We start from the raw sequence: 18,058 nt of genomic DNA, 5'->3' as shown, positions 1-18,058 counted from the left end.
TTGGAGTATGGTTTGAAGGAATGTTTTGCTGGATTCAAAAAGGCTTGTCTGCGACGGTCCGTTTGCAGGTAGGCCTGTTGTCTTTTTCAGAAGGTAATTTAGCAAGTGCGACCTGATCTCCGGTTTTTTTTCGAACAAAAGGAGGGTCGCCCAATCGGACAATCCTCTCTTAACTCTGTGATCCCGCTGGGGCCTCCCGATATCGTTCTGCCGCGCGTTGTTCATCGGGATAAACTTCTCGCCCTTTTAGCTTTTCCGGGCAACAAAAAGAGGATCGCCCAATCGGACAATCCTCTCTTAACTCTGTGATCCCGCTGGGGCTTCCCGATATCGTTCTGCCGCATGTTGTTCATCGGGATAAACTTCTCGCCCTTTTAGCTTTTCCGGGCAACAAAAAGAGGATCGCCCCAATCGGACGATCCTCTCTTAACTCTGTGATCCCGCTGGGGCTCGAACCCAGGACCCTAACATTAAAAGTGTTATGCTCTACCAGCTGAGCTACGGAATCATAATAAAAAGAAAAACCAATCTGATCAGTTTATAGATGGGTGATTCAGACTATTTTACTTGTGATCCTGTCAGGACTCGAACCTGAAACCTACTGCTTAGAAGGCAGTTGCTCTATCCAGTTGAGCTACAGGACCAAATTACTTTATATTCGTATTTTGCTGCCAAAAAGCCACAGTGGTCTGTTGTTTTTGGCAAGGCAAAAAGTATCCCAAACGAAGGTTGGGGAGGCTTTTTCAAAAGCTGATGCAAAAGTAGAATAAGATTTTATCAATACCAATACTTGGGTCTAAAAAACGCATCTTAAGTTGGTTTTTGAAGCCCAAGTTTCTAATTTCCCTTTTTATTAGAATGGTATGAAGAGTCGAAGCAGCACTGGAATAGATGATTTTTTTTCCAAAAAAATCAGTGAGTTGCCTATGCGGGAAATACGGGTTTTCTTGCCCAGTGAGCCGGTATTTAAAGTGGCGCAGCAAATGGCGTCGGAAAAATACAGTTGCGTCTTCATCGGAGATTCAACGCGGGGTTTGTCGGGATTTGTTACCGATATTACGCTTAGGGATAGGGTGCTGGCACAAAACATTTCCCTTTCCACTCCAGTGGGAGAAGTGATGGACCAACGTATCGTATCGATAGATCCTGGGGCTTTTGTTTATGAGGCGTTGCTTTTGATGTTCCAAACAAAGACCCGCTACCTGATTGTCAAAGACTCCGACGGAAAGCTGGGACTGATCAGTCGTAACAAGATTCTAACCGAATCATCCAAGTCTCCATTCCTGTTTATTCAGTCTGTCAAGCAGGCGATCCATAGAGAAGAGCTCAAGAGGAAATGGGCAAAGGTACCAAGGATTGTGTACAAGCTGGTACAGCGAGGAGTGAAGGCGGAAATTGTCAATCAGATCATCTCTACGGTAGCTGACACGGTAATAGTTCGTGTCATTGAAAATGTAGTGAAGGAAAAAGGGCCTCCTCCCGCGAAGTTTGTCTTTTTTACTATGGGGAGTGAAGGTCGGATGGAGCAGACACTGAAGACGGATCAGGATAATGCAATCATTTACGAGGACAAAGCCAATGAGCAACGGGAACTGGTACGCTCGTATTTCCTAGGTTTTGCGGGGGAAGTATCCCGTCGCTTGGATTTCATCGGATTTGATTACTGCACCGGAGGATTCATGGCACAGAACCCAAAATGGACCCATTCGCTTTCCCATTGGAAGGCGAACTATCAACGCTGGTTTTTGGAATCCTCGCCGGAGACCGTCATGCAGTATGGGTTGTTTTTTGACTGCCGTCCACTCTATGGTGATTTCCAGTTGCTTTCAGACCTAAAGGCTTTTATGGGAGAGCAGTTGAAGCATCCATTGGAACGTTTTTTTTACAATATGGCACAGAACGCGCTCCAGTTTAATCCACAACTTACCTGGTTCAACAATATCAAGACTTTTAAGGTGGATGATATGGCGGTGTTTGACATTAAACGAGCCATGAGTCCCATGGTAGAGGCTATTCGTATTTATGCGCTCAGTCAAGGGATATTTGAGACCAATACCGGACGAAGGTTAAAGTTTTTACTGGAAGAAGCGGTCATAGATTCCAAAACCTATTCCGAATGGTATAATGCGTACTACTACCTTATGGCCCTTAGGCTGGAGACCCAGGCGGCGCGGATTGTTAAGGAGGGAAAGGAGCCCCGTAATTATATACAGGTAAACGACTTGACAAAAGTGCAACAGGTGACGATCAAAGAAATCTTTAAAGTGATCAGCGATGTCCAGTTGAGGATCAAAATTGAATTTACCAAGTCCTTTTAAACCGTTTGAACGACTTTCTTTTTTGGCATCTAATTTATTTCTTAGTTTAGTGGATCGGGATAGTGCCGAAGGTATTCGGGTACCGTAGTCTATGAAGGAAAACAACTCAGCATTTGGCACAGGCCCCATAGGCTCCCTACTGTTTCAACAGGCAGTGCCTGCCGCAGTGGGGATTTTGGTGCTTTCCATCTATGGTATCGTAGACACCATTTTTGTAGGGCGGTTTGTGGGGTCTATGGGGATAGCGGCCATTACCGTAGTGTTGCCGATTTCTTTTCTGATTTCCAGCGTAGGAATGGCTATCGGGGTTGGGGGTGCCTCGATTATCTCGCGGGCATTTGGGGATAAGAATCCCCTGAAAGCGTATGCCACCTTTGGGAACCAATTGGGTATGACCCTTACGCTGGGATTGCTGGTGGTAGCATTTGGGATGTATTTTAGTGAATCGATCGTCAAACTTTTCGGTGGCAAAGGGGATGTGTTGGCCGAGGCTAAGGAATTTTTCACCATCATTCTTTTCGGTGTTCCGTTTTTGGCTTGGGCGATGATGAGCAATAATGTAATTAGGGCAGAAGGGCACCCTAAAGTGGCGATGTTTACCCTGATTGTACCAGCCGTGTTCAATATCGTCCTTGACCCGGTCTTTATTGTGTTTCTCAACATGGGACTTGCAGGGGCTGCATGGGCCACCACGATTTCGTACGTGGCAAGTGCCGGGTATACCCTTTGGTTTTTTTTGTATGGAAAGTCATCCATGCAGCTATCATTCAGATGGATGAAGCCAGATCTGGGCATTGTCCGAGAGATCACCTCATTGGGATTGGTCACATTGGCCCGGCAGGGTACTGTTAGCGTGTTGGCAATCGTGCTGAACAATGTCTTGTTTGCATATGGCGGCGACATGGGTCTGGCAGTATATGGAATAGTGAACAGGGTGATGATGTTTGCCAATTTCCCGGTGCTCGGCATCACCCAAGGCTTTGTACCTATCGTTGGGTATAATTTTGGAGCCAGGAACAAGGAGCGGGTTCATTTGACCATTCAGCTGGCACTTCGCTACGCCAGCCTTATTGCGTTGGGTATTTTTTTACTAATTATCGCATTTACAGACCCTCTAATTGGTGTGTTTACGAACGATCAGGACTTGGTCAACGAAACAGTGCCCGCAATGCGAAAGGTGTTTTTAGCAACGCCTTTATTGGCATTTAGCCTAATAGGAAGTGCCTATTTCCAGGCGGTAGGGAAACCAAGGCCTGCTTTGCTGCTGGCACTTAGCAAGCAGGGCCTATTCCTCATTCCCTTGGTTTTCTTTATGCCCATGGTTTTTGGGTTGGAGGGGATTTGGTATGCATTTCCGCTTGCAGATACCGGTGCTGCCGCGATTTCCTATTTTTTCCTAAAAAAGGGGGAGGGGGCTTTGTGAAAGTTACCATCCATACTTATCGGGATTCCAGTCCTTTTTCACCAAATCCTGCTTGAGCAAAAGCATCTTGTTGGATTCCAGGTCATCGTAGAGGACTACACCAGGGCCCAATACGCTGGAGGAACCCATTTTTACGCCGGGCAGTAAAACGGCGTTTACACCTGTCCGGCACTGATCTCCAATGTAGCAGGCATTTGCGAGCCCAGTGTCTTGGAGTGTTTCTGCCCGGCCTTTTATACGTTGGATCGTACCGGCGTCGTCAAACCGGAGGGATCCGCATACCGTTCCTGCACCCAGGTCGGTATTTTCCCCCACCACTCCGGCAATTTCCATGTAATGATACAGGTAAACGTTGGGGAAAAGCAGGCCGCTCAACTCTGCCCCGTGCAAAACCTTACAGCGGTCGCCGACTACACTCCCTGATTCAATATAGCAACCATAGCCAATCTCACAATGATCCCCAAAGACAACGTTTCCCCGTATGAACGCACCGGCATCGATCTGTGTATTGTCTCCTACCCAAATGTTTCCTTCTACGATTACGTTTCTTCCTATGCTAGAGCCCTTACCCAGTCGTACTTTTCCATGAATTTTAGACGAGGGGTCGATGCTTGCTCCTTCAAGAAGTTGGTTATCCCTAAGTTCACTGCACTGCTGCAAGGCAAGTTGGGTATTTACTTCCAGTAGGTGCCAGGGCTTGTCTATGTCAAGGGCAAACCCCTTGGTCTCAATCGCTTTAATAGGTATGCCGGCATCCATCAGGCCAAGCAGTCCCGCCTCCAAAAAGGTTTCTTCCGGCACCATCATGCCTACATCTACCTTGGGGAATCTCGGAGGTGCGTCGGCGAAATAGGAAAGGTGCTGGGGAAGCAGCGTAAACGCCAGAAAATGATGGGTGGTTTTGTCGCGGGAATGACCCAAAATGGCGGTTAGCTTACCGTCCATCTGGGTACAGCCGATGTAATTTCTGGAGGTTTCTCTATGAGGCGTGATAAGCGCACCTGGGGAAGCAAGTCCCTTCAGGCGTCGTAAATCCGCTGTGTCAACCCAACAGTCTCCATAAAGCACCCATACGGGTTCGTGGCAGTTTTCAGGGAACACACGTACCAGCGTATCAGCGGTGCCTCTACTATCTTTTGTTGGTATGACCTCCACGTTTCTGTCTCCGGCAAATAGACGGGCAATTTGGGGATGCTCTGTCGGAGCAGCAATGATGATACGCGTTGCACCACATTGCTTGAGCCGATCTACCTGATGTTTGACAAGGGGTATATTCACTATTGGAAGTAGGCATTTTGGTCTAAAGGAGTTGTAAGGCCATATTTTGGTTCCTTTTCCGGCGGCAAGAATAACAGCGGTATACATAGAAGCGTAGGCAAACGGTGTAAAAGGTAGACTCTACTCAGGGATGAATGCGCCGAATATAGCGATATCTAGTAATTCGACTTCAATTTAGGGAATAAAAAAAGCCCCGGCCAATGGACCGGAGCCTTTCCTCTACAAACCTAACCAACTTTAATTACCAACTTTGCCGCACGATTTAGATCCCCTGGGGTTCCGCTTCGATTGGCACTTGTATGTTTATGCCCTTAATCGGGTGCCTTGTCTTTTGGTGCTCATTATATTATACGACAAATATACAAGTGAAGATGAGTAGGATATTGTGATAAAAGTCATAAACGGGTGTGATTTTTTTCGTAAAAAGGCCTAGCGGGTGTCTTTTTGGCAGATTCTCTGATTTTTAAAAAGTAAGACCTTGATACACAATAAGTTTTTGGAGACAGGTGATGTTTTGCTAATCAGAATTCCTGTATTTACACCTGATTCGAAGCCGTTTAAAAGGGATTATTTTCCTTAAACTAAGAATATATTATAATAATATGCGTCTAGGGGATGTATATTCTCTTTATTTTTTATATATTTGATTCCGTTATGCGTGGTTTGGAAATATTACTTGTTGAAGACAATGAAGGGGATATTTATCTGATCCAAGAGGCAATGGAGGGTCTGTCTGTACCTGTTAAGTTGGCTATCAAAAAGGATGGTCAACAGGCGATGGATTATTTGCTGGAATCGGTAGAGCGAGACCCTAAGAGTCTTCCAGACTTGATCCTCTTGGATATCAATCTGCCCAAGAAGAATGGGCACGAGGTGCTTCAGTTTATCAAGCAGAACGATAAGCTGAGACATTTGCCTGTCATCATGCTTACTACTTCTTCCTCGCCGGAAGACGTACTGACGGCCTATCAGCATTATGCCAGTAGTTATGTAACAAAGTCTAGCCATGAGCAGGATTTGTCCGGGGTGATGGCTCTGTTAGAGGATTTTTGGGTTAACCTAGCCAAGCTACCTTCCCGCCGCTAGGACAACATTTTCCCCATCACAAAATCATCCATGTAGTAGCCGTTTCCTATGGGGATGATTTCCTCCCGTACTTTCTGAAATCCCAATTTTTGATAAAACGCTATGGCGTTTTGATTGTATTTGTTCACATTAAGGGTGAGGGACTTATCCCCTCGGTCGGACGCATAGCCGCTTATTTCTTTGATCAGAAGCTTTCCAATCCCTTTGCCCTGCACACTCGGCAATAAGTACAATTTATGGATTTTGGTAGCATCTAGTTCCTTGTACGAAAATTCTATTGCCGAAAACCCCACTGGCGAACGTTTTTCATCTTCCGCTATCAATACCAGTTGGTTTTTACCATTCAAAACGGCGGCCAAGGCTTCCTGCCCATACATCATGTGTAGCATGTACTCAATCTGCTGAGGAGACAGGATGCCTCCAAAGGTTACTGGCCAAGCGGTAAATGCGATTGATTGGATAGTGGGAATGTCTGCTTCATAAGCGATGCGAACGGATGCCATGGTCAGTCAGTTTCAGTTGCTGCAAAAATACATATAGTGGGTAGTATTGAAAGCGCAATGATCGAGTTTTTGATCAGTTGGCGATAAAGCCGAACCTGCCAAAGAAAGACAGGTACGAGGTATACGTCACAAACTGGGATACATGTTACCGATGCGGCCTGCTTGGTAGAGGCAGGGCTTCCCTATCCTAGTGGAGCCATAGGTGTGGGCATTCCAAAAAACCGGGACAAGGTCTAGTGTTTAAAATTTAGATTTTAATCGGCTGGTAGTATCCTATATTTTTTTACATTTAACCATGCAAAAACCAACACAGCCCGAAGAGCAACCCAACAACCCGTTGCACGGAGTGACCTTGAAGCAAGTCATGGAGTACTTGGTTGACCGGTACGGGTGGGAGGCACTTGGGCGAAGAATCCCTATCCGTTGCTTTCTTTACGATCCCTCCGTCCAGTCTAGCCTTACGTTTTTACGAAAAACCGATTGGGCGAGGAAAAAGGTGGAGGAATTATACATTCATGCTGTAAAAAGGAAACCAACGCCCAGGCCTTAATAGAGGTAGATGGGATTGGTATATAGCCAGGGGACAGACTTTCCGTTTAGACGTATCCGGCACACAATCCGGTAGTTTCCGTGCTCGGTGATTTGGTAGTCAAAGGTGTAGCTCTTCTCTGCAATGTCGATTAATTTGCCGTTTTTTATCAGTTCAAAATCAACAGGATAGGGAGAAATAGCGCGGATCTGTGCGACATCAGCTACGGAAATGGAGTCTCCCATAATGCCCGACAGCGTTCCGTCCTTCGCCAATCCAAAGAATTGAAAGCCCTTTGCTTCCAGTAGGTTTTCAAAGGATACAAATGCCCTGCCCTTTTCAAGCCCTTCCTTGATGGAACGGCTGCTCAATTCATCTGTGAAAATATGGGTCTGTACGTATTTAAAGGAATGGAAATACGTGTCAAGCTCCCATTTGAAAGCCCAGCCTGCCATGTCCGGTTCCCCTAACAAGAGTTTTTCTTTCCATCCCGGCTCTACGATTCCTATGGTTTTGGCGTTAGAGCCTACCCATTCCACCGTTCCATCTTCCAAGTACCTGGCGCGTATGCTTTGGTTGTTATGAACGTCCGGAGCGCCGTATCCCACAATCTTTCTGTGATGGTTTAATGAGTCCCAAAGGGCAAGAATGTCGGTTTGCTCATCAAAGATCTCCCGATAGGTCCAGTGTTTGAATTTTTTTCCGTTTACGATGCTGTTTAGCAAGAAAGGGAGGATGCCCTTTTCATCTAATAGGTCGGTGTGGATATTGTATATCTCCATACCTTGGTAATGGGGGTTTGACCAGTCGTGGTCCATTTCTGTATGTAGGTATAGAACCAGTCCGCCATTTTCCACTACCTCCCGAATCAACGTGTCCTGGGGTTTGTTCCAGTCCAAAACGGTTTCCCGTAAGGGGCTTATCATCAACAGGTTCGATTCTGTTCCTGGTTCAAATAGTATGCCTTCGTGTATCCCTCGGATAGACCTTGGAAAGGAATCCAGTGCATGACGTTTGTGATCAGAGAAAAAAACGAAATTAAGTTTCGCTTCTTTGGCAGCAGGCAGGATTTCTTCCAAAACACCCCTGCTATCATGGGACCAATAGGTATGGGCATGGAGGGCACCTTGGAAACTTGGCAGTGGGATGATAGCCTCCGGTGTACGGTATTGCTCAGAGAGCTGCTTAAGCTCCCGCTCAATCCTGGGATAGATTATCCATTTGTTCCAGAAGGGCTTTGCCAAGAAAAATGCAAGGAAACAAATAGCAATCAGGAAAAGCCATTTTAGAAATGTCGTTAAAATACGGGCCAAGGTATATTTTCTGGGCATAAGCAACGTGGTACCAAACGAATATACGGAGAATACTGGGAACAGGCTACCCGACTGGTGATCTTGTGTTTTTGTTTTTGACGGAGTAGGCTGCGATCAAGCAATCTCTTCGCTAAATAAATCAATCGAAACTACCGGTGAGAAAGTCCCTGAATTCCTTCGTGTCGAAGTTGCTCATGCCTTCTTGGTAAAAGACGATTTTTCCTTCGGGGCTTACCACCAGCGTGGTCGGGATTGCCTGACTGTGTAATGAGGGGTTAAGTCCATAGGCTGCATGGACGATGGGGAATGGGAATTTCTTGTCCTGCACAAACTTTTTGCTTTTTTCAAAGTCATCGTCCAGGGCAATCATCAGGAATACCAAGTCGTTGTTGGCAGTCTTTTTGTAAAGCTCGGCGATATGGGGCATTTCCGCTCTGCAAGGCGGGCACCAGGTAGCCCAGAGGTTGATAAAGAGGGTTTTGCCACGGTACTGCGACAAACCCACCCGGTCACCCTGTTCGTCCAAAAATTGACCACTGAAGTCAAACGCTTCCGCAGTTTTGTTTTCGAGCGTAATTTTTGGCTTGATCAGTCCTGTATGCAGCAGCAATGACTGCAGGCCTCCCATCAGCGGCGTTATCAGTCCAGTAAAATATAGGAATGCAAAAACGCCCAAAAGGATTCCCCAACTTTTAATTTCCTTCTTCCAGTCCATACAATTTTGTTTCTGTAAGCTACCATTGCCTACGCCAAATCCCTGCAATAATACAGGTATTTTTCGACCCTTGGGGTGACTTTAGGTACAGAATTCATGCATGGCCAATTTACCGAAAGCCATAATAGACCCTCACTTCCTCATAATTGTTGAAGTCAATATCAGGAAGTGCTGCTCGGCCTCCGGCATTTTGTACCAGAGGAACCGTTATTACCCTGATCTGTCCATAGGTTTCTCCAGGGCCCGAGTAGCGGTTGATGCGAACGCTAGCAGAGGTCGATACTCGGAGCCACCATACCCTGTACAGGCTCTGCCCCCCGCCCCCCGGGCCGGGCAGCGGATAAAACAAGTTGGAGTTGGTGTCTACCAGGTATACAAAAAACATCAGATTACTTACCTGCGGCCCGATGTTGGGGATGTCAAGAACCCGCGTGGCAAGGGAAGAAAAATCATGGGAGGGGAAGGTATATAAAGTGGCGTTAAATGACCCAGGTTCCCCTTGAGGGCCTTGTGGTCCGGTTGCTCCCTGAGGGCCGGCTGGTCCTTGCGGCCCTGCTTCGCCCGGGGCACCCTGTTCGCCTTGAGGTCCCTGCGGCCCTGCCGGCCCCTGTTCACCTTGTGGTCCCCGTTCTCCCTGGGAGCCTTCTGGCCCTTCAAATAAAGTGCAGGCTCCGCAAACTATCAAAATAAGAAATGCAGCAATGAATCCGTTTCGTTGAGTTTTCATCCTGTGGTCCGAAATAATGTGTTGTCAACTTCGAAGTAAAATAAAGATACCTTTAAGGTTCTTTTTACCGGTTTTGAATTAAAAATTACCGTACCGTAAACACCGTCTAAAAGGTCTAAAAAATATCGGACAAAAGCAAAAACGATTGTTGTTTTATTTGGTTTTTTCAGCAGTTTACCATGTGATTTGCAGCTTTCACGAAGTAGGCCAACAATGATTCCTTGGTTTCCGGCTGCATTGGCACTGAATCAATCGCCGTGAGCATACAGTTTAGCCATTTGGTTCGCATGTCCCCGTCAATAGGCCATTGAAAGTGGCGTCTTCGTAACATGGGATGGCCCCTTTGCTCAAGATAGGGAGACGGGCCTCCAAAAACATGTAATAGGAACCAATATAGACGTGTTTGCGCGGGTTCCAATTCTTCGGGATAAAGGGCTCTTAGAGTGGGTGTTTTTTCCACCTCTAGGTAAAAGCGTGTGGAAATTTGCTTGATTTTATCGTTTCCGAGCTGCTGGTACAATGATTCTTGTGAGTCCATTCTGTAAAGCTACCATTTCATTTCTAAAAAGGTGTAGTTTTGTGCTGTCCTGAATAAAGTTCTTTTTCGGCTTAATAATTAGCTTAAAATTGACGAAATTTGAATGATACAGTTGGAATTCGAACCTAACTCATACGTACATGGATGCCCTGCTTCGTCTATTCCTTGTGTTTTTTTTGCTTGGTGGTGGTTTTGTTCAGGCGCAAAAGCTGAAGAGTGGCCCGCAGGTGCTCACGTTTCATAGTGTAGCAGATGATACCGAGCAGCCTTATGCCATTTACCTGCCATCCAATTTTGATGAGACCCAATCATACCCGTTAGTGGTGATGCTACACGGCGCGGGTTCCAACCACCGTCTGGCGCTGAAGCGAGTGTTTGGCAAAAGTAACCTAGAGGGAGAGACGGATGTGGAGGCAAGCCGGTATTTTCCTCATTTGGGCGAAGTGGATTATATCGTGGCCGCTCCTTATGCCAGGGGTACAGCAGGCTATCAAGGAATTGTGGAGCAGGATGTATATGCCGTATTGGCTGACGTTAAAGACCGGTTTAAAATAGATGCCGATCGGATTTACCTTACAGGACTGTCTATGGGAGGTGGGGGATCACTTTGGATTGGCCTAACCCGTCCCGATGTTTGGGCCGCGATCGCACCCGTTTGCCCAGCTCCTCCCCAGGGTACACTTGATTTGTTGGGCAATGCCATCAATTTGCCTGTCCATTTTTTTCATGGAGATGCTGATCCGGTGGTGCCTATTGAGGGTACTAGACTTATGGTGGATAAAATGCAGGATAGGGGAATCGCCGTTTACTTGGAGGAATATGAGGGCGTAAGGCACGACAGCTGGGTAAACGCCTATGCAAATGGACGTATTTTTGAATGGTTTTCCCAGTTTAAACGGAATGGTTATCCGAACCGGGTGTCCTTCACCACCCATTCGCTGAAACATCCGACAGCGTATTGGGTGGAACTCAGGCAGCTTGTACCTGGTGCGCTTGCCACTATTGATGCGGTCATCGAAGAAGGCCAACGAATAAGTGTTGCCTCCGATTCGGTGTTGGAGTTTACCTTGCACCTCGCCAACCATCCATCGATAACCTTGGACAGGGCCATCGACGTCACCCTTGATGGCAAATCTCTGAAGATCCAGCCAAGTGCTGAGTTGTCGTTTTATAAAGATGGTAATACTTGGCGGATAGGTAGCCTGTCACAGGCCGGCGGTATGATTAAGAGGCATGGGATCTCGGGGCCTGTTTTCGACGCATTTTCTGACCGGCACATTTATGTCTATGGCACTGCCGATAGTCCTTCGGCAGCTGAGCTGGAGCGACGTAGAAACGAAGCAGTTACCGCTGCCAATTGGTCGGCCTATCGAGGTGAGTTTTTGGGGCGGATGCTTTTTTTTCCAAGAGTATTGGCAGATAAGGAGTTGCGCGCCAGTGATTTGGAGTCCAGTCACCTTATCCTGTTCGGCCACAAGGAGACCAACTCCGCTATCCGACAGTTGGAGGATATACTTCCGATGCATTTGGATCCTGCTTTTTCAGACTATGGATTGCTGTACATTTATCCACATAATGAGCGATACGTAGTCATACAGTCGGGCATGCCTTGGTGGGGAGGAGGTCGTACTACGGGGTATGCTTTCATGGGGCAAGCCCATCAGAAACTAACCGGCTTCAAGGATTTTGCGTTCTTCAAGAGTAATCCTGATGAAATGATTTTGGAGGGCTATTTCGATAGCCGCTGGGAGCTTTCCGATCAAGACCGGAGAATGCTTCAGGATATGGAGGCCATCATTTTAAAATAGTTAAGATGCCAGACAGTGATTCCAGGTACGCCGCGATAAAGTGGTACAGACGACTACGTCTGAATTGGATATTCAATACCTCTACCTTTTTAGGGAACGTAGTCATTGCGTTGATAGTTACCTCCTTTTTTAGCCAGTTGGACTATGGAACGGAGGTGAATTACGTTTTTTTGATAACCGTACTTGCCATCGGCCTCTGGGTTACGGAAGCGATCCCGCCCTTTGCCGTGGGTATTTTTATCATAGCCATGATGTTGATAGGGTTCAGTACAGACTATGTATTCGAAAAATCTGCCTCCCCGGAGCTGTTTTTGGATACGTGGACTTCCAATGTGATTTGGCTTCTTCTTGGAGGGTTTTTTCTGGCTGAGGGTATGAGTATGGTTGAGCTGGATCGACAGCTTTTCCGGTTTACCGTAAAAAAATTCGGAAGTAAGCCTGAGCGGTTGCTATTGGGATTCATGATGATGACCGCTCTCGCCAGTATGGTAATGTCAAATACTGCCACTACGGCGATGATGATTTCTTCCATTATTCCGCTGGTGCATTTATTAGGGAAATCATCTCCTTACTCCAAGGCTTTGTTGACGGCTATTCCAGCTGCTGCTTCGGTGGGTGGCATCGGTACGATCATCGGAAGTACACCCAATGCCATCGCCGTGGGAGCGTTGCAGGAAAAGGGCATCTCGCTGACTTTTATCGAATGGATGGCGGTTGGTTTTCCGACCGGGTTGTTTTTGGTATGGCTTTTCTGGAAATACCTTTGCAAGCGCTATGATTTTTCAGAGGTTGTACTGGATCTGGAGCGACTGCCCAAAAAGGAAGGCAAGGTAGAGCCAGCCAAGCGCTACGCCGTGATTTTCACACTGCTGATTACGGTGGGTATGTGGTTGACGGAGCCTTTTCATGGTATTCCGGTAGCGGCTACCTCGGCGATACCCATAGTTCTGCTGACCATGACCCAGGTAATCCACGCCGATCAGGTTCGTACGTTGCCTTGGGACACCCTGATGTTGGTGGCAGGTGGGCTGGCTCTGGGGATTGGGCTTGTTGATGTTGGGCTGGCTGATATTGTTATGACAAAGGTCAACGATCTGCCCATACATGTCATCGGGGTAACCATGGTGTTTTGTGTCATTGCTGTTTTGGTTTCCAATGTCATGAGCAATACCGCAGCGGCATCCATATTGGTGCCTCTGGGTGCTTCGTTGCCCGGGTCATACGGCATTGCGGTGCCGGTTATGGTTGCCATCAGCTGTTCTTGTGCGCTGTTATTGCCCGTGTCCACTCCTTCCAATGCCATTTCTTACAGCACAGGGTTGTTGGATCAAAAGGATTTCAGGCAGGGTGGACTGTTTTTTATCGTGTTAGGTCCGATTTTGGCCTTCCTTACCGTGATGGTTTGGGTATTGTTTTATATTTAGCGCGCTGTACCGGTATTATTTTTATCTTTAGCCGTAAATTGCGCTTCTGATTATGAAATCCAAAATACCGACTCTTTTATCTATTGGCCGCTTATTGCTGCTCCTTAGCTGTTGTTTTTATTTTATTCAGGCAAATGCCCAGCAGGTCGGCAGAGTTACCTGGGAAGGATACGGTATATCTTTCCATGTTCCAAATGGATGGATAGGTCACGAGCTACCTGAAGGGTATGTGTTGATAGCTGAAAACAGCCCGGGATTTATGTCCCTTTCCCTAAATTCCTTTGATTCTCCTACCCAGTTAAAAGCGGAGATGGTTCGTGGGATTACAGAGGGTGACGAGGTGAACCTTAACCCTATCGGGGATATCCTGGAGATTGATTCAGGGGTATACGGTGCCCATTTCGCCGGCACTATCGAGTCAGATTCAGCCATTGCCTACGGGCTGGCAATATTGAACGCAGAGGGGTTTGGTGTTAATGTGTTGGCGGCGACCAATGTGGTGTCTTTTGGAGATATCTTAAAGGAAGATGCGATTCTGCTCGCAAAAAGCCTTGTATTTGATTCCATAAAAACCATCGATGTTGGACTGGTAGGTTTATGGCAGGAAAGGCTTAGTCAAATGACCCTAAACCTTTTGCCGGACTGTTCGGGCAATCAGTGGGAGGAGGGAACTCTTCCCGCGCGGATTGATCTTGGTGCCGACGGCCAATTTCGTTTTTCCGATCCGCCCACACAATACCAGAAGGATACCCGGGTTAATGCTATGCCGAGAAGCCCCGAACCTATAGTTAAAGGTACTTGGGAGATCCAGGCTACGGATCAGGGAGGAGCAAAACTGCTGTTGCATTTGGAAGATGGCGGTACCGTTGAATTTCACTTGGATACCGCCCCCCAAGGACATGTCTACCTGGATGGAACCTGCTATGCCCCAGTAGCCATGACTCGTTGATTAAACCCTATTTTTAAGCTTGACTGGCTTTCCTACCCCTGCTTAGCCGATTTCACTCACAAGTGCTTTCATTTTGGCGAGACCTGTTTTGGCTACTTCCAGCGGATCCTGCTCCCAATAGGTGGGGTTAAACAACTCGAGGGAAAGAACCTTTTCACCTCCCATGTTGCTGAGATCCGTCAAGATCTGACGCATAGGTGCCGCACCATCCCCCGGATAAACGCGGTCCTTATCTTCCTGCTGTTCCCTTGGGATAGTGTCCACGTAGTCGTTCATGTGAAAGATCTCGATTGATTGCCCACTCAGCAACTTAAGCCCGTCGTATCCAGATCCTCCGCGGAAAAGATGGTAAACATCGGCCAGAATCCTCGCATCGGGATGGTTGGCGGCAGCAGCAACGGCAAGTGTTTGCCCTAAGTGGTGAAAGGGCTTGAATGCTCCCCAGAATTCCAATTGGGGTCTTACCCCTGTCTTTTGCCCAAGCTCTAAAAGGCGTCTGTATTTTTCGCCGGCGGCCAGCAGGTCAATAGGGCCGTCGTTTCCGATAGCAGGGGCGGCAATGCGATGACACCCGATGGACGCCAACATCGTCATTTCTTCTTCCATTTGACGAAAACCGGCTTCACTTCGGGATTCGTCCATGGCCATCCACGGGGCAAAGCCAATGGCGTTTTCGGGCTTTAACTTGTTGGATTCAAGATGTCTTCTAAGGGCTGGAGCACCCTGTTCGTCCACGAATTTTTTGATGTCCTCCACCCAAAGTTCTATCCCATCGTATCCGGCCTTGGCCGCGATTTCAATGTATCTTACGATACCGGGGTTTTGTCCCCGAATGGTGCTGGTGTTAAGGCAGAAGCGAAACTTGCTTTTTCCTTTGGGTGTGGCATGTGCTGTTTCGGACAAAAAGGGCATAATGGGAAGTAATGATAGGCCTTTTAGGATAGTGCGTCGTTGGTCCATGGGCAGTGTATCAGATTCGGAAATGGTTTGCAATCTCTAAAGATAGATGTTAGGTAGAGTTAAGTGAAGTTAATTGTACTAAAAATTGAGGATTGTGTCGCTCTAAATCAGTTTTTTTTAATCCTTTTTACGTTGGTACCAACTTTGAGTATGTAGATTCCCGGAGAAAGGGTACTCAGATCAAGTTCAAAAGATAGGGAATTTTTAGGATGTACAATCACTTGGCCACTTACGTCGAATCCTTGACCAGATATGATGGCAAAATCGCTCATGGAACTGTGTGTACCGGTAACGGTTACGAAGCCAGCCGTTGGATTAGGGTACACTTCCAATATGATAGGTCTATTGATGGGAGGGGCAACCCTTCGAACCTCTGAGTAAATCCTGCGATCCGGTTCCGTTACGACACATATTCGATAAAAAGTAGGCTTTGTGGGGTTTGGAAACGGATCAATATAGCTTAAGTCAGCTTGGAGTGAGGGTACTTTTTGTGGGTCCTCGTGAATGGAAATCCAATTTCCTCCGTCTGATGACCTTTCAACAATGGTACGGCGTCTTTCTGGAGAGGATCTTAATTTCCAACTAAGTGAAACCTCTCCCTTTGGTAGCCAAGTTGCATTGAAGTGAATGAATTCCGAAGACAAAGCTCCGGCAGCTACGTCAATAAAAACAGTTGCCTCATCACATTGAAGTTCACTTGAGCCACATATTTCGTAGATGAAAAAATCCAGTCCTGAAAATCCATCGTTGGGAGTATAGGTAATAACCCCAGTTTGGTTGTTTATTTGGGTTGCTCCATTCGCAGCGGAGCTGATTATCCTCAAAAAAGCGGGATTCAGTATTTCTTGCGGGAGGTCGTTTGCCAATACATTAATTTGTACGGGTAGTTTTGGAAGGGTTTCTGCATGGTCATCATTCGCTGCTATAATGTCAAAAACCCCTACTTTGAAAGCGGCGAATGCAGGATCGCTTGACCCGTTAAGAGTGTATCGCATACTTCTTACGAGATGATAATTATCCAAGGTTATTCCAAACGCACTAAGTTCGGCTACCCAAAGCCGTAAGTCCCTAGTGCCTTTGATAAAGGCTGCGCTAGTTCCGTTCAGTCGATAAAAATCAGCCGACCACTTCCCCAATGAAGGGATCGTCAGATGGTTGATACTTAGTGCATTGCCTATCATGTTGCCATCTGCATCTGTCATAAAGATTGCATCGAGGTTTCCGTTTGGGTCTGCCATTTGTGTCACCAAGATATCCGGTATGCCATCTCCGATTTGTGTTTCGTCAATTATACCCGTGAAATCAAATATAATGCTTCCCGCCGCAATGTTTGCTACCCCAGAACCGAAATCCAAGCCTTGTAGTCCTCGGGTTAGAAAGGAAGATAGGTTTGGTGGAATAGAAAACGGTGGTGGCGAGGATATACCGTTATCGATCCCATCATAAAGCTGACCAAGTCCTATGTAAGTGACATTTGTAGACTGTATATTGCGTACGGGAAATGCCTGGTAAATTTGGGGTGAAAAGTTCACTGAATTGGCTGCTAGATTTTCGTCGTCAACTCCAGTGGAGAAGACCTGTCCGTTCCAAGAGAATGCCAATAAATGATGGGTGTTATCTGGCATTATCGGATTTATCGCATTGATGGATGAGTTCCAAAAACCATTGTAATCAGTAATGATTCCCGATGCGCCTCCAAACGCTTGGCCCGACAACTTCGTTGAACCTGACAGTAAAAAGGCACCGCTGATGAGGAAGATATAGAAAAATCTTATCGAAAATCCCTTCAAGGTCGATCCAAACCAAAAAGTCAGGCGTTCTATTCTAAAAGGTTTTTTGAAAAACATAAATCTTATAATTGACTTCTTTTTTATGTATATCAAAATATACGACTGAAATATGTATAAAAATAGAATATAATTCTTGAAAGTTAAAGACAATTGAGTTGAAATATGATACAAAACAAATCAACACCTGCTACCCTAGAAGTTTGGCAACGTGGGCCGATTGAGGGAGTGCCAAGCCTATTGCAACCTGTTGCCCATGCGCTATTACAAACAGTGGATGATGTGGCCCGTTTTCTGCATGGTTTCGAAGTGGAAAAATTGTGGATACGTCCGGCAGGGATGGCTTCCGTGGGATTTCACCTCCAGCATATGGCAGGGGTGGTAGACCGCCTTTTCACCTATGCTGACGGGCAACCGCTCAATGGGGATCAACTTGCATTTTTAAAACAAGAAGGCATTCCTCGTCCCGGTTTGGAGACGGTGGAAGACCATATACGTTATTTGGAACGACAGATCGGATATGCTATAGATAGACTGCGAACGACAGACCATACTACGTTGACAGAAACCCGGCTTCTGGGTCGCCAAAAAATTCCCACCACCCAACTAGGGTTGCTTTTTCACGCAGCCGAGCATTTGCAGCGCCATGTAGGGCAGCTGCTTGTGACCGTCAAATGGGTGCAGCTGGTAAATTAATTGG

Annotated in this window: 16 protein-coding genes and 2 tRNA genes; 8 read left to right on the top strand and 10 right to left on the bottom strand. The window is 46.7% G+C overall.

Annotated elements, in window-relative coordinates; genetic code table 11:
- Positions 1-435: 435 nt before the first annotated feature.
- Together ADIS_RS18520 and ADIS_RS18515 are read right to left on the bottom strand one after the other, a co-directional pair.
- A tRNA-Lys gene (locus tag ADIS_RS18520) sits at positions 436-508 on the bottom strand.
- A 62-nt stretch (positions 509-570) separates the two neighbouring features.
- Positions 571-644: transfer RNA gene (locus tag ADIS_RS18515), tRNA-Arg, on the bottom strand.
- Positions 645-863: 219 nt separating this feature from the next.
- Here ADIS_RS18515 and ADIS_RS18510 point away from each other — a divergent pair.
- Positions 864-2,318 (top strand): DUF294 nucleotidyltransferase-like domain-containing protein, encoded by a 1,455-nt coding sequence (locus ADIS_RS18510; RefSeq protein WP_010856216.1) that lies wholly within the window; start codon positions 864-866, stop codon positions 2,316-2,318.
- A 91-nt stretch (positions 2,319-2,409) separates the two neighbouring features.
- Entirely contained in the window at positions 2,410-3,741 is a 1,332-nt protein-coding gene (locus tag ADIS_RS18505; RefSeq protein WP_010856215.1) for an MATE family efflux transporter, read from the top strand.
- A gap of 3 nt (positions 3,742-3,744) precedes the next feature.
- Here ADIS_RS18505 and ADIS_RS18500 read toward each other — a convergent pair whose 3' ends face one another.
- Positions 3,745-5,106 (bottom strand): NTP transferase domain-containing protein, encoded by a 1,362-nt coding sequence (locus ADIS_RS18500; RefSeq protein WP_010856214.1) that lies wholly within the window; start codon positions 5,104-5,106, stop codon positions 3,745-3,747.
- A gap of 567 nt (positions 5,107-5,673) precedes the next feature.
- Here ADIS_RS18500 and ADIS_RS18495 point away from each other — a divergent pair.
- Positions 5,674-6,105 carry a response regulator gene (locus tag ADIS_RS18495; RefSeq protein WP_010856213.1) on the top strand — a complete coding sequence of 144 codons (432 nt, stop codon included), beginning with the start codon at positions 5,674-5,676 and terminating at the stop codon, positions 6,103-6,105.
- Here ADIS_RS18495 and ADIS_RS18490 read toward each other — a convergent pair.
- Positions 6,102-6,608 carry a GNAT family N-acetyltransferase gene (locus tag ADIS_RS18490; RefSeq protein WP_010856212.1) on the bottom strand — a complete coding sequence of 169 codons (507 nt, stop codon included), beginning with the start codon at positions 6,606-6,608 and terminating at the stop codon, positions 6,102-6,104. The genes ADIS_RS18495 and ADIS_RS18490 overlap by 4 nt on opposite strands.
- Before the next feature lie 295 nt (positions 6,609-6,903).
- Here ADIS_RS18490 and ADIS_RS18485 point away from each other — a divergent pair, with 295 nt between their 5' ends.
- Positions 6,904-7,158, top strand: a complete 255-nt coding sequence (locus ADIS_RS18485; RefSeq protein WP_010856211.1) for a VF530 family protein — start codon at positions 6,904-6,906, stop codon at positions 7,156-7,158.
- On the opposite strand, the gene ADIS_RS18480 is transcribed toward ADIS_RS18485, so the two are convergent.
- The 4 genes from ADIS_RS18480 to ADIS_RS18465 all read right to left on the bottom strand — a co-directional run bounded on the left by ADIS_RS18480 (position 7,155) and on the right by ADIS_RS18465 (position 10,430).
- Positions 7,155-8,468, bottom strand: a complete 1,314-nt coding sequence (locus ADIS_RS18480; RefSeq protein ID WP_035806940.1) for a CehA/McbA family metallohydrolase domain-containing protein — start codon at positions 8,466-8,468, stop codon at positions 7,155-7,157. The genes ADIS_RS18485 and ADIS_RS18480 overlap by 4 nt on opposite strands.
- 121 nt (positions 8,469-8,589) lie before the next feature.
- Complete coding sequence (locus ADIS_RS18475; protein WP_010856208.1) at positions 8,590-9,165, bottom strand: TlpA family protein disulfide reductase; 576 nt, start codon at positions 9,163-9,165, stop codon at positions 8,590-8,592.
- 109 nt (positions 9,166-9,274) lie between these two features.
- Positions 9,275-9,892 (bottom strand): collagen-like protein, encoded by a 618-nt coding sequence (locus ADIS_RS22465; protein ID WP_010856207.1) that lies wholly within the window; start codon positions 9,890-9,892, stop codon positions 9,275-9,277.
- A 166-nt stretch (positions 9,893-10,058) separates the two neighbouring features.
- Complete coding sequence (locus ADIS_RS18465) at positions 10,059-10,430, bottom strand: globin domain-containing protein (protein ID WP_035806937.1); 372 nt, start codon at positions 10,428-10,430, stop codon at positions 10,059-10,061.
- A 140-nt stretch (positions 10,431-10,570) separates the two neighbouring features.
- Between ADIS_RS18465 and ADIS_RS18460 the strand changes: the two genes are divergently transcribed.
- Genes ADIS_RS18460 through ADIS_RS18450 form a run of 3 tightly spaced genes read left to right on the top strand, consistent with a single transcriptional unit; the run spans position 10,571 to position 14,611 of the window.
- On the top strand, positions 10,571-12,238 hold the full coding sequence (locus tag ADIS_RS18460; protein WP_010856205.1) for a carboxylesterase family protein: 1,668 nt from the start codon (positions 10,571-10,573) through the stop codon (positions 12,236-12,238).
- A 5-nt stretch (positions 12,239-12,243) separates the two neighbouring features.
- Positions 12,244-13,662, top strand: a complete 1,419-nt coding sequence (locus ADIS_RS18455) for an SLC13 family permease (protein ID WP_010856204.1) — start codon at positions 12,244-12,246, stop codon at positions 13,660-13,662.
- 52 nt (positions 13,663-13,714) lie between these two features.
- Complete coding sequence (locus tag ADIS_RS18450) at positions 13,715-14,611, top strand: hypothetical protein (protein WP_010856203.1); 897 nt, start codon at positions 13,715-13,717, stop codon at positions 14,609-14,611.
- A 42-nt stretch (positions 14,612-14,653) separates the two neighbouring features.
- Here ADIS_RS18450 and ADIS_RS18445 read toward each other — a convergent pair whose 3' ends face one another.
- A complete protein-coding gene (locus ADIS_RS18445; protein WP_010856202.1) occupies positions 14,654-15,571 on the bottom strand; it encodes a sugar phosphate isomerase/epimerase family protein in 918 nt (305 codons plus the stop codon).
- Positions 15,572-15,678: 107 nt separating this feature from the next.
- Complete coding sequence (locus ADIS_RS23725) at positions 15,679-16,566, bottom strand: T9SS type A sorting domain-containing protein (RefSeq protein WP_394330320.1); 888 nt, start codon at positions 16,564-16,566, stop codon at positions 15,679-15,681.
- Positions 16,567-17,523: 957 nt separating this feature from the next.
- Between ADIS_RS23725 and ADIS_RS18435 the strand changes: the two genes are divergently transcribed.
- Positions 17,524-18,054, top strand: a complete 531-nt coding sequence (locus ADIS_RS18435; RefSeq protein WP_010856200.1) for a DinB family protein — start codon at positions 17,524-17,526, stop codon at positions 18,052-18,054.
- Positions 18,055-18,058: the final 4 nt, after the last annotated feature.

This window comes from Lunatimonas lonarensis (genome assembly GCF_000390185.1).
Taxonomy (GTDB): domain Bacteria; phylum Bacteroidota; class Bacteroidia; order Cytophagales; family Cyclobacteriaceae; genus Lunatimonas; species Lunatimonas lonarensis.
This window is presented reverse-complemented; position numbering and strand designations above follow the sequence as displayed.